The sequence below is a fragment of the Pseudobutyrivibrio sp. MD2005 genome, from assembly GCF_000621865.1.
Taxonomy (GTDB): domain Bacteria; phylum Bacillota; class Clostridia; order Lachnospirales; family Lachnospiraceae; genus Pseudobutyrivibrio.
In genome coordinates, this window is sequence record NZ_JHXE01000021.1 from 1 (window position 1) to 13,214 (window position 13,214).

The following is a 13,214-nucleotide window of genomic DNA, read 5'->3' on the forward strand; positions in this document are numbered from 1 at the left end:
TAAAAGAGGCTCCGCCAATTTACGAAAAACCCTCTTTCAGGTAATGGATGTACTCATCAAAACCATGCCACAGGACGATCCTGTTTATCAGTTCTTAGATAAGAAACGGGCACAAGGCAAGCCTTACTATGTCTATATGACAGCCGGTGCAAACAAGTTTCTAAGAATCTACTATGGACGAGTGAAAGAATACTTAGCCACTCTTCCAGAATCGAATTAATCTCAATCAATAAAACTATTCAGACCAGCACTGGTTGTGGTGGTCTTATTTTGATACCTTCTTTTCAACCTGTATAAAAATTTCATTGTTCTTTAATTTAGCCTTGACTTTTTATTTGCAGGCTATTTAGCCGCATTTGCAGCTTTTTTCTCTTTATTGTCCAGATACATGCAATTGTTTCTACACAGATTTGGCTAATTGCATGTATATCAATAGTTGTCTCACCATACATGTAATCACAATAGCGCCATTTTACACTTTTGCATGTATCCTTCTTAATCTTTGATTCACACATGCAATTTCCATACATGCAACTGGCACTAGTGCATGTACCAGGCACTTTTAATGATGTAAACATGCATTTTGCTCGTGGTACGCATAGCCAATTGCATGTATCTGCTTTTTTTATGAGCATATGCATGCAATCTTATATCAAACGTCACTGCTCAGTGCATGTACATAAATATTATTATTTTTAATACATACATTTTCTCATGTTTACCACTCACCCTTACACTTAGACTTTATTTCAGCTTCTCAATAGCTAAATCCCTCCAAAATCTATGCAGGAAATATTGCATGTAACACACTATAAAAATTCTAATACATGCAATTTCACATTAATTCATACCCTAAATTGCATGTTACCTTTCAGATTGTATTTAATGCATGCAATTGCTAGGAATAATCAAAAATATATTTCCAGCAAATAAATATTCTAATATAGATATTTGCAATAGGATTATTAATAGCTTGCAAAAGCAACTAATCAGAGACAGTTTTCAAATTTGGAGATTATTTTAGGATGTAGCTTAAAACTTGTGACCTGACCACGCCAGGCAATATTTTTTGCAGAAAATATTGGTCTTTGTCCGGTTTTTGTTTTTCTGCTGAGCATTACATTATTTTGTCAGCAAAAAGTCATAGATTCCTGAGAATATCAGTTATATTGGCGCAGGACATTAGACACTATGCCAAAAGGCATAATTCCACACTCCAATTAACTGATATCTACAAAAACCTATTCTTATGTCTCGTAAATTTGGGAAAACACGGCGAAATTAATAACTTTGCCGCAAAAGTGATATGTTAAAAAATCTTTCAAAACTCATTGAGTACTATAACGGTTGAGAAATTATTTGTCAATAAGTTTTTTTCAAGGAACTAATTCACATAAAAAATCCCCAAGGACAACAATAGTCCTTGGGGATAAGATTCTATGACTTCTTGTGGGCTACTTAAGGAAAACGCCCACAAGAACTTGGCTTCGCCAAGCAACATTTTCTTTCAGAAAATATTGGTCCATTTCCGGTTCTTGTTTTTCTGAGGAAAAACAAAAACCTATTCATTCAAAAAAGCCTGTAATTCTTCAGGTGTGCCAAGCACATGCACTCTCTCTGGTGCGATGTCAGAAATGTAAATCTCGCCGCCTTTTGAAAGAAGATAATCATATAAAGGTGCAACGTATTTTTCACCATTAACTAAATCCTGAGTCTTACTGTAGTACTCGTTATATAAATCCTCGTATAAGCCGCAAGTCTTGAAATAGTATGCGCCTAGTGTACAGTAATTAGAAATGCGCTGCTTTTCTTTGATTTCCACAACCTTTCCAGCATCATCAAGTCTCACAAAGCTCCAGTGATCACCTTCTGCCTGGAAGCAAGGGATAAAGCCATCTCCTTTGAGCTCAGCTGAATTCATTTCGCCAGCCTCTACATAAGTATCAATGTTGTAGATAAGTAATGCATTATCGCGGCTCCAGAATTCAGCAGCTTTCATGGCTGTAGTAGCCTGGCCATCTGTAAGGTAATCTAAAATGATTACGTGATACTTTTCAATGCCAAGCTCCTGGCACTTAGACTCAATAAAGCCCTTTACATCATTTTCTTCATCAGCCATTGCTATAAACACGTACTGATTAACATCTGCCTTGTAGCCCTCTAAGCTGATCAAAGACCACTCGAATAATGTCTTGCCCTTAGCCTCAATCATGTATTTAGGCACATTGTATCCTGCTTTTCTAAAACGAGAGCCAAGGCCGCCCATAGTAATAACTACATCAATTTTTCCCATAATAAAACCTCCCTACTGCTGTCTAGAACCCTCACAAATCTTTTCCAATTCCTCTGGTGAGTACTTCAAAAACTCGTCTGGTCTAACAGTTCTGTCATCTACATAAAAGCCTTTATGGCCTGGCCAAACCTTGCCGTATACGATTTCATCGTATGGGATATCCCACTTTGCAAGCCACTCGTTTAGTACTGCTGCAGTGTGCTTGTTGATAAGGCCAAGGTTGCCATTGTATGTGTTCATGTTGCGAGATGTGTAAAGCACGATGCGTGCGCCGTTTTCCTTGTAGTATCTGAGCTTCTCGATCATTTCTGGGAATGGTACAAGATCCTCATAGCGCTCATCCTTTTTCTTAATAGGACAAAGTGTGCCATCAATATCAAACACGAAAGAATAATCCTTAAACATCTGCTTCTATCTCCTTTAAAATTCTATCTACATTCAAAATAAAGCCAAAGACTTTGTGTGGGTTGTCAATGTGCAATGGAAGCATAGATAGGAATAATGACGCTTCGTATATACGAACTGTCAAATAATCAAATCCATTTTCCTGAACCTTATCTCTGAAGATTCTCATGTACTGAGCATTATCAAATGGAATCTCTAAATCATAAGAGAAATCCTCTGCGATTCTGATATCAAACAATCCATTGTTGAAGAAATCGTATTTACCACATACTGAATGACTTAGCTTTGCTATGTCATAGTATGGGTTAGTCCACAAATCCTCTTCCTTGCTGGCGCCCTTAGGATCAATAAACTTAAGGGTCTGAGTCGATTTATTATATAACGTATTTGCGAAGCATGGGTCGCCATGGCCTATTACCATTTCTCTAGGATACTTGTTTCTTGCTTCAATCTTTTCTTTCAAAGCAAAATATCTGTTAACCAAGCCATCGATTGTAATATCTGTATGCCCTGCAAGAAGGCGTTCAATCTGCTCATAATCTGGAAGCTTCTTTAAATCAGCAATACGGTCATTTACTTTGTCGATATAAAGAGCATCGGCGCAAGCCTGATACTGGCTGTCATCACAAGCCTTTGAATGACGACATTTAAAGAAGTAAAAATATTTGTCCATCAATGATTCAAACTCTGATTCATCCATAGAGCCGTGAACCCATTTGATAGCAAGGTCTGTCATGTGGAGGCGTTCCATTGTGTAGCTGGCAGCCTCATCTGTCTCTTGATAATTGAAAGGCATTACAAACCAGTACTTCATATCCTCTGGAAGGAGATGATAGAAATCGTACTCTGCCTTAATCTTCTTTTTGTTTGTAGAGCTCTTTACAAGAGTGTATTCGTTGCCCTTTAAGCTATTAAAATATCTGGAATCAAAATTGCCTGTAACACACTGGATGAAATTCATGATAATTCCAATATCTACCATGCCTTCTATCTCAAAGTGCTCTTCGCATTCCTTTGCCAAATCCCATGGCTTACGGCCAGCAATGATATTCTTGCAGAATGCGATGTAGCTTTCTAAGTTAGGAAATAATACTGCTACAGCCCTGTTACCAGCAAGAGCTGCAAATGGCTCATCTATAAATGAAAGCTTCTCAAAAGAAAGCTTAGCAGCTGCCGCATCACTGAAGATATAGTTTGAAAAGCAGTGGATTAAGCGGACATCCTGGCCATTATAAACCTCAAGCTGCTTTTCCAAATCAGCATACTCAAATACAGAATGAACCTTCTTCCAAACTACATCTGAAAAGATGCGCTCCATCTCATCCTTATAGTATTCCTCAAGGCAGCGCTTTTTAACTACGACATCAGCAAAGCCCTTTTCTCCAATAATATCAGCGATTACCTCGCTCTTTCTTCCTGTATCATCATAAATAACTATTGTCTTCATGCTAATTCCTTTCACCCTTGGCTGTGCCGCAGGCCTTTACCAAAAGATAAATCACAATCATTAGAATAACGCTTATCAAAATAAACTGCTTTAGCTCTGGCGACTGTGTGCCGCTTAAAGCTGAGCGTAAATACTCGGAAATCTTAGGTGTTAATGCTCCTGCATCATTTATCTTGCTCATAATCACAATGCTTCCGATTTCCACTATCCATGCAAGTAAAGATAGGACATATAATATGATGCCTCGACCTCGTGACACATTTGCAATCTCTTCGTAGACCAGATTAGTCTTATCTAAAAAGTGTAACACCGCGATTTTGTGAGGTGTAGCCTTTGCTCTAAGCAAATATTTCTTCCAGTATGAATACAGGCCTGGGAATACAATGAAAATCACTAAGGCTGCAACAATAAATACAACAAGCAGATATACTAGCGGGATTATCGGCTGGCCGCTGTAAAGCCACATGGCAATTATCATTGTTACAAGTGCGATAGTATCCATAAATCTGTCAAGCAGCACTGTGATTACACCTTTTAAGATGTTGTTAATCTGATAGCCGTAGCAATACATCCTAAAAAGCTCGCCCAACTTAAATGGAAGCAGTATGCTGACAGGTGTTACCTTACAATAAATCTTAGCGTAGCTAGATGCACTAAGACCTGCGCCATAAAGCGCCAAATACAATCTGAATGCTTTTAGAAAATGCACTATCACAACCGTAGCTGTAACTATAAGTATGTTAGTCACATCAACGCTTTCAGACAAGCTTGAAATATTATAGTTGTAAAAAAAGATTAGTGCTGCCGCAAACAACACTAAAATATTTATTAAATTATAGACGAAAGATTTTCTATTCATCACTCCACCACTACTACTCGTTTGTATAAATCACCTGAGCTGTGTAATCCTCGATTACTCTATCTCTATGCTCTTCTGTAACAAACTTTTTCTTGTTGATAATAAAAGAACCCAAAAGCTTCAAGACAACCATAGCCTGGTTTACCATCTTTACGTTAGAAACCTGGTCGTCCTCACGCCAAATTATTGGGAAAAACTTTACCTTATGCTTGTAAAATGCCTGTCCCATAACCATGCAATAGTTGAATACCAGGTTGTCTTTATATTTAAAATAAAACTTATCCTTAAGGATGTTTACATTGTACATGTTGAGGCCTGAGCCCAAGTCATAAACCTTGTAACCGCAACCAATTGAAAACAGCATGTTGTAAACTTTGTTACCAAATGTTCTAAAGCTTGAATAGCCCTGAAGCTTAGAACCTTTCATAAAACGAGCGCCAAGGAAGCAATCATACTTCTCATATTCCTTGTTCTTAAGATAAGGCAAGATGTTTGAAATATCCCCCTGATCATCACCGTGAAGAAGGATGACATAATCAAAGTCATGCTCCATTGCATACTTAAAAGCTACCTTGTGGGAGCCGCCAAGTCCATAGTTATCATCATTTCTAAAAAGTGAAACCTTTACCGGCAGCTTCTTATCGTTAAGATAATCCTGAACCACCTGCTCGCCATTATCAGTAGAACGATTGTTAATAATGATTACCTCTGAAAGGTAAGAACATACCTCATCTGTAAGCTGACCAAGCACTCTTGTAATCTGCTTTTCGCAATTGTACATAGGTATAAATAATAGAATTTTATTTTCCATGGAAATCTCCTGATTTATTTGATTTTTATCCTAAACACAGATAATATATTTTTATATGTGTGCCTTGATTTACACGTTGGCATACATAGATATATTACAATATTTATCAGAGGATTGCCACCTTGAAAATACTTATGATTAATGTGGTTTGCGGCATTCGAAGCACAGGGCGCATCTGTACAGATATCGCAAAAGGCTTGGAGCAGCAGGGCCACGAGGTAAAAATAGCATATGGACGTGAACATGTGCCTGCCGAATTCCAGCGTTTTGCGGTAAAAATTGGAAGCTCTTTTGATGTGAAGCTGCACGGACTTAAGGCCAGATTACTTGATGGAATGGGACTTGGCAGTAAGAAAGCTACTGAAGATTTTGTTGCTTGGGTAAAGGAATATGATCCTGATGTGATTCATCTTCACAACATACATGGGTACTATATCAATTATCCTGTGCTTTTCGATTATCTAAAGGACTGTGGTAAAAAGATTATCTGGACCATGCATGATTGTTGGAGCTTTACAGGACACTGCATGTATTTCAATTACGAAAACTGTGAGAAATATAAAAGTGGCTGTGGCAACTGCCCGCAAAATGGAGTGTATCCAAAGCGAATTGGGCCTGATAAATCTGCTAGAAATTATTCGTTGAAGAAGCTGTATTTTACTGGTATTCCAAACCTTACGATTGTAACCCCTTCCTATTGGTTGGAAGGCTTAGTTAAGCAATCTTACATGGCTGAATATCCTGTCACCACTATTCACAATGGAGTGGTTTTAGATACATTCAAACCTACTGAAAGCAACATATTATCGCGTCTCGGAATTTCTGATAAAAAAGTGATTCTTGGCGTTGCTGCTGTTTGGGATCGAAGAAAGGGTATGGCTGATTTTATAGAACTTGCAGATATGCTTGATGATTCTTATAGAGTGGTTTTAGTAGGATTATCAAAAGAGCATATTGCTTCACTTCCCGCAAACATAATCGGCATCGAGCGTACTGATTCTGTTAAGGAACTTGTGGAGCTTTACTCTGCGGCCTATGTATTTGTGAATGCTACATATGAAGATAATTATCCTACCACAAATCTGGAGGCTATTGCCTGTGGCACACCTGTGATTACCTATGATACTGGTGGAAGCCCTGAAAGTGCTGGGTTTTATGGGATGACTCTGAAAGAAAAATCAGCGAAAGCTATCTATGATGCGCTGGGAAAAATTTCAGAGGTGGAGCCTGTTTCAGATTATATGGAGAAAATTTCTAATGATAGAGCTATAAATGAATATTTGAAGGTGATTGTGAATGGGGAATAATAACCCTCATCAGTCACCTAAGGTAACAGCTTCTCCCTTGAAAGGGAGAAGCCTTTTTTATTACTCTACTTCTCTAAGTTTTAGCATCTTTATATCTTTTATCTTTGGCATTGCAATCACTTCATCGTTCTGCTGCACCTTGATTGTGACATAATCATGGTTGTTCAAAAGCCAGCCTCTTGCTGCACCAAGTGGAAGAAGAAGCTTGCCTTCATCCATGTCGCAAGTCATTGAGATTTCCTCTCCTGCTTCATTTGTCCATGCAACAGTGACAGCCATTCCATCATTGTAAATCTTCTTCATCAAAAATCTTACAATGCTGTTTTTGTACTGGTCGTAGAATACTGGGTCGTGATAGCTGTATAAGCTGTAATCGTAATTATCATCCACGCCTTCAAATTCTATGTACATGAAATCTGCTTCATCACCATCAAATTCTTCTGCGAAATCAAGCTCTACTCCTTCACCATCTTCCTCCACAGAATAATCGAAATTCTTCTCAGTAAATACTGGCATCAGAGTCTCTAGTGATGAGCCAAATGAGCCTGCTACAGCCCCAATCTCATCTGCTTCCGTAGAAAGGTTTAGGCTGATGTTTTTATTCTGCTCCAGGATTTCTTCCTTTGAAACACTGCCATCGTTAGGGAAGAATAATCTGGCATCATTATCAAACACGTAATCTCCGGATGTCACAAGCCAATGATAGAAGTAATAATTTCTAAATGGGCTGATATTCATACCCACGATAGTATCGTTGTTTCTAATAACCTCTACCGTCTCTTCAACCGCGCCATAGCCTTTGATTGTGTTGAGGATTTCCATGGCAGAATCGCCCTTCATATTGCAAAGGTAATAAAGGCCAAAGCTATCCACGATTCCTAAGTAAGATCTATCCTTATCAAGGGTGTTCATGTAGTCATTGATATGGCTAATGTATTCGTATGAATCCGTTGCCAGGAAGCATTCGCCCAAGCGAGGCTCATTGTTTGCAACATACACATAACCCTCGGGAACTGTGTAACTTGCTTCCAACTTTTCATCGGCACCAGCACCAAAGAAGGCTTCACCTGCAACTGCTGATGTGATAAATATCGTAAATGCGAATATCCAAAGTGCATTTTTTGATTTATAAAAATATCTTGCAATCAATATGATAAGCACTACAACTGCTGCGCGAATAACGCCATCGCTACGTGAATAAATATCATAATAATCAAAGCGAACTACCGTATAGCTAAATGAAATCAGCATCATCAGCGCAATAGAAATTGCGATAAATGCCGCCTCTGGATTGGCAATCTTTAGCTTCCATTTTTCCAGTGTAGCATTACCGCTTCTCAAAAACAGAGCCACTGAAATCCAAATGATTGCAATCATAATCAAATAAGAAAACAGATAATATGCAATCAATCTGACTGGTACATTTGAAATATATGGTAGAAAACCATCTGCAACCGCCTGACCAAAACGGGCTACTCCATCTGCAAAAATAGTCTGGGAACCCATAGCAAGCATATGCTTTGCTGTGCCGATAAGCCAGCCCAATCCACACAAGACAGGAATACAGCACACGCCCCACCAAGCCCAGAATTTTACAGTCTTAACATCCTTTAAAAGCTGACCTGATTTTGCATAAGTGTATATCTGCCAGATACCAAGTGGCAAAAATCCAAAGCACACTGCTGCACCAAACACTGGATAATATAGTGCGTGAACAAAGCTTGTTAAGAACCATGCCTTTAGCCAAAGATTCTTTTTAGCAATAAGTGCAGGCCATGTCAAAAGCAGGATAATTGGAACGATTAGCGCCACACGGTTGTAATCTGTAACCATGAATACCAGCGAAATCACCAGCACCCATTCGGCCTTAAGCTGACGTCTTAACAAAAATACAATAACGAATATGATTGCAAGGTAAAACAGATTGGTCGAGAGGAAGTAAAATCCTCCATAGCCTAAACCAAACACCTTAAAGAAAAGCCCATGAATGATTGAGTACATTCCTGAAACAGGGATGTATTCGCTAAAGGCCTTCTGTCCCAGCTCAAACATCTGTGAATAGCCAATAAGGTTTTCAAATGGATGATGCAAATCGCTAAGCATAATCGAGCCTGTGCCACTAAAGCGATTAAACGCCATGATGCTTACGCAAGCACCGAAGCATAGCACATCGGACAGATTTTGTGGACTGTTCCATGCTTTTTTAATCTTAATGACAGCCTCTAGCACAAAGCCAGCAACAATCACAAGAATCAATAATGTCACACGTGATGAAATGTGGATGTGCATCGTCTCGCCATTATATATATAATCAGACATGAGATACACAAGAAGTGTAAGTGGCACCAAAAGCTGCGCTATCAAGATTGATCTAAGGTTCGCCACATCATCATTACACACAAGTGTAATCACGGCTGTGATTAGTAGCGCTATGATTGCAACCACTGTGATGCTAATTTCAAATTTCGCGCCAGCAAAAACCAAACCTCGGTATGCACCTAAAACTGCGTATACACAGATGAAAAATAGCGCCAGCGTATTTACTGCCTTTGTCCTATCCTTTATGAAAACCACCGCAGTCAAAACAAGTGCCGCAACCGTAATGGCATTTACACTTTTATAAATAACAAGATTTGTAACAAATGACACCACAAGGCCCACGCATATAATATCAATTCCGCTGAGCTTTCTTTCGGCATCTGATACAGCTCCCCATTTACTCTTTAGGAATATAAATCCATAAATCAAAATCCCAATCAGAGAAAAGATATAAAACAGGCTGCGCTCTGCGCTTTTGTTGCTGCCATCCATGGCCGTGTACTCAACAACAACATCGGTAAATTCCTGATTAGTATTGCCAGTAAGTGCAGTGTACACAAGAATTGCAACAGCCCCTAATATCAGCATTACACCCAGTGTGATGATTCGTTTTTTGGTTGTGTCCGTTTGTATATTCATTTTAATTTTCCTTAATACATATTTTAGATTCCTATTGATTATATACTAAAAAACGTTTAGTTACATCAATTAATCTTTTAAAATACCACGGTCACTTTTGTGCCTGAATTAAGCTGGCTTTCAATTTCTATTTCGGCCTCATGAATGTCTGCGATGTGTTTTACAATTGCAAGGCCCAGTCCTGTTCCACCCCCAGCCTTCGAGCGGCTTTTATCAACCCTGTAGAATCTTTCGAATACTCGGTCTATGTCATCGCTTGGAATTCCTATTCCGTTGTCCTCCACAGATAGATATTTGCATCCATCTAATTCGTATATACGAATCAACACTTTTCCACCTTCATCCGTGTAGCGGATAGAGTTTTGCACAAGATTATCAAGTAGTTCACCAAGCAGATTTGGTATTCCACCTACTATTGTGGATGTTCCCTCTAGCTGCAAATCTATGTTTTTTGCTGCGGCTGCCTCCGCGTGTTCTGCTAATGATTCCTTGGCGATTTGATACAAATCGACCTTTTCAAACTGCGCTGCCAGTTCTGGAGTATCAAGCTTTGAAAGCTTTATTATGTCATCTATTAAATTAAGCATTCTGCTTGCGTTTCTATCTATTTCATGAGAAAAATGTGTAATCCTTTCAGCATCCAATTCGCCCCCTTCAATAAGCTGGGCATAGCCAGATATGGCTGTAAGTGGAGTCTTAAGCTCATGACTGGCATTGGTTGAAAAGTCCTGCATCTTTTTTGCTGATTCAAGCACCTGCTCATGCTGCTTTCGTATCTTACTCATAAATGGCTCCAGCTCTGGATAAGGAGCCTCAACATATTCATCATCAAGCTTTCCTGCCACCGCATCGATTGGTGCTATCAGCTTCTTTGTCAAAAGCTTTGTGATGATAATTCCAATATATGAAATGATTATGACAATGGCCGCACTAAACGGCAACGCCATGCCAAGAACCATGAATATGCTATCTATTTCTTTTGAGATTCTTAGAATCTTACCATCATTTAAAGTGATTGCGTAGTAATAATCTACATGGCCCACAGTATCGGATTTACGGATTTTTTCACCCCAGCCATTTTCCTTAGCCTTTTTGATTTCCGGTCTATCGGCGTGATTTTCCATAAGGCCTGCTCGTACTGTGTTGTCAAATAATACGGTGCCCTCTGCATCAAGTAAGGTCACTCTTAGCTTTGTTCCACTAAGCTTAGGATTATTTTCAAGCTTTGTAATATCAGCATCATCAAAGAATTCTGTATCCTTGAATATCTGCGCTGTAACCTGCATATCCTCATGAACCTGCTTTTCAAAAAGGGTATAAAATGCCAGCGCGCAGCACAGGGTTGATAATAGCGTTGTCAGTATAATAAGCACTATAAATCTGCTGAAAATCTTCTTTTCCATAAAGCCTCCTAGCGGCCTAATCTACCACATATCCAACATTTCTAACTGTTCTTATTCTGGCGCCATAATCGCCAAGTTTGCTTCGCAATGTCTTGATATGCATATCAAGTGTGCGGGATTCCAATTCATAATCCATGCCCCAAATCCTATCCATTATCTGGCTTCGCTTTAGGACAATCCCTCTGTTCATAACCAAATATTTTAATAGCTCATACTCTTTATATGTAAGCTCAACCGGCTTATCTGCAATAGTTACCTGGTGCTTCATATCATCTAAAATCAATTCGTCTATACGAATTATCACTGCCTCATCTTCTAAGGTTCTGCGAAGTAGCGCCTTCACTCTCGAAATAAGCTCCATCACCGAAAATGGCTTTTTGATATAATCATCAGCTCCATTATCAAGACCTCTTACCAAATCAAGCTCGGAAGTCTTGGCAGTCACCATTATTACCGGAATATTCTTAGTAATTTCACTGGCGCGAAGCTGCCTTACAATCTCATTTCCACTCTCATCTGGAAGCATTATATCAAGCAATACCAAATCCGGAATTTTCTTTTCCAAATACTCAAAAAAGCCTGCTCCGTCAGGGAAGCTTTTAGCAGTAAATCCTGCATTCCCAAGAGCAAACTCTTCTATTTCTCTGATGTTATCATCATCCTCAACAATATAAATTAAAGCCATCTATCCTCCTTTCTCCTATGCCTTCAGCTGCGCCGTGGCTTTCGAAGCGGGTTTATAATCATCCCTGACTGAGCTACTCGCCAAGCTAACAAGCTGATTTGCAAAAGGATAAAGCAAAAGTGTACAGCCTATATTAAAAACTGAATGTATCGCAGCTACTGCCACAGGGCTAGCGACCTGCTGCATAAAACCAAATTTCATAAATAGATTAGCAGTATAGAAAACTACCACAAACACTGCTGTTCCAATCAAATTGAAATACAGATGTATCATCGATGCCCTTTTTGCATTTTTGGTCGCTCCTACAGAAGATAATAGGGCTGTCGCGCAGGTGCCAATATTTTGCCCTAAAACTATAGGAATCACCGAAGCAAAGCTGACATTTCCTGCCATGCAAAGGGCCTGCAGGATTCCCACCGATGCTGATGAGCTTTGAATGACAGCTGTGAAAATCATGCCTACAACTATTCCAAAAATCGGATTTGATACTGCTAAAAGAACAGCTGAAAATGTCTCGCTTTCCGCCAGTGGATGCATGGCTGTGCTCATTGTTTCCATGCCGTGCATTAGGATTCCAAAGCCTATACAAATGCCACCGATGTGAAGCTTTTTAGCATTTTCTTTTGCAGTCATATATAGTATTACGCCTATCAGCGCTATCACCGGAGCAAACGAAGAAGGCTTAAGCATCTTTATCAAAAATGCATCGCTCTCTATCCCCGATAGAGACAGTATCCACGATGTCAATGTGGTGCCGATGTTTGCACCCATTATAATACCTACTGCCTGCCTTAGATTCATTATACCTGAATTTACAAAGCCCACAACCATAACTGTTGTGGCTGACGAAGACTGAATCACCGCCGTAACTGCAGCACCTAACAACACTGACTGATACGTTTTGCCAGTGAGCCTTGCCAGAATTCTCTCTAGCTTTCCTGATGCTATCTTCTCTAAGCTCTCTCCCATGAATTTCATGCCAAATAGGAATAGCGCAAGGCCACCTAATAATGATATTACTGAAAATATACTCATCTCATTCCCCT

10 protein-coding genes and 1 pseudogene are annotated in these 13,214 nt (G+C 39.3%); 2 read left to right on the forward strand and 9 right to left on the reverse strand.

From position 1 onward, the window contains the following. Positions 1-220 (forward strand): annotated as a pseudogene (locus tag T498_RS15360) (IS110 family transposase); the annotation flags it as partial. A 1,341-nt stretch (positions 221-1,561) separates the two neighbouring features. On the opposite strand, the gene T498_RS0108395 reads toward T498_RS15360, so the two are convergent. Genes T498_RS0108395 through T498_RS0108415 form a run of 5 tightly spaced genes read right to left on the reverse strand, consistent with a single transcriptional unit; the run spans position 1,562 to position 5,815 of the window. Beyond that, positions 1,562-2,293, reverse strand: coding sequence for a glycosyltransferase family 2 protein (locus tag T498_RS0108395; protein WP_028235524.1), 732 nt, complete (start codon positions 2,291-2,293; stop codon positions 1,562-1,564). Between the two features lie 12 nt (positions 2,294-2,305). Beyond that, on the reverse strand, positions 2,306-2,698 hold the full coding sequence (locus T498_RS0108400; protein WP_028235525.1) for a capsular biosynthesis protein: 393 nt from the start codon (positions 2,696-2,698) through the stop codon (positions 2,306-2,308). Next, positions 2,691-4,145 (reverse strand): hypothetical protein, encoded by a 1,455-nt coding sequence (locus T498_RS0108405; protein ID WP_028235526.1) that lies wholly within the window; start codon positions 4,143-4,145, stop codon positions 2,691-2,693. The genes T498_RS0108400 and T498_RS0108405 overlap by 8 nt, the downstream gene beginning before the upstream one ends. A gap of 1 nt (position 4,146) precedes the next feature. Beyond that, positions 4,147-5,004 carry a lysylphosphatidylglycerol synthase domain-containing protein gene (locus T498_RS0108410; RefSeq protein ID WP_028235527.1) on the reverse strand — a complete coding sequence of 286 codons (858 nt, stop codon included), beginning with the start codon at positions 5,002-5,004 and terminating at the stop codon, positions 4,147-4,149. Positions 5,005-5,017: 13 nt separating this feature from the next. Further along, positions 5,018-5,815, reverse strand: coding sequence for a glycosyltransferase family 2 protein (locus T498_RS0108415; RefSeq protein ID WP_028235528.1), 798 nt, complete (start codon positions 5,813-5,815; stop codon positions 5,018-5,020). Between the two features lie 122 nt (positions 5,816-5,937). Between T498_RS0108415 and T498_RS0108420 the strand changes: the two genes are divergently transcribed. After that, positions 5,938-7,122 (forward strand): glycosyltransferase, encoded by a 1,185-nt coding sequence (locus T498_RS0108420; protein ID WP_028235529.1) that lies wholly within the window; start codon positions 5,938-5,940, stop codon positions 7,120-7,122. Positions 7,123-7,182: 60 nt separating this feature from the next. On the opposite strand, the gene T498_RS0108425 is transcribed toward T498_RS0108420, so the two are convergent. The 4 genes from T498_RS0108425 to T498_RS15365 form a co-directional block, all read right to left on the reverse strand. Continuing rightward, positions 7,183-10,080 (reverse strand): hypothetical protein, encoded by a 2,898-nt coding sequence (locus T498_RS0108425; RefSeq protein WP_028235530.1) that lies wholly within the window; start codon positions 10,078-10,080, stop codon positions 7,183-7,185. A gap of 77 nt (positions 10,081-10,157) precedes the next feature. Continuing rightward, positions 10,158-11,483: a sensor histidine kinase gene (locus tag T498_RS0108430; RefSeq protein ID WP_028235531.1), complete on the reverse strand. Its 1,326-nt coding sequence runs from the start codon at positions 11,481-11,483 to the stop codon at positions 10,158-10,160. 16 nt (positions 11,484-11,499) lie between these two features. Continuing rightward, positions 11,500-12,168, reverse strand: a complete 669-nt coding sequence (locus tag T498_RS0108435; RefSeq protein ID WP_028235532.1) for a response regulator — start codon at positions 12,166-12,168, stop codon at positions 11,500-11,502. A gap of 15 nt (positions 12,169-12,183) precedes the next feature. Next, positions 12,184-13,203 (reverse strand): Na/Pi cotransporter family protein, encoded by a 1,020-nt coding sequence (locus tag T498_RS15365; RefSeq protein ID WP_051524683.1) that lies wholly within the window; start codon positions 13,201-13,203, stop codon positions 12,184-12,186. Between the last annotated feature and the right edge of the window lie 11 nt (positions 13,204-13,214).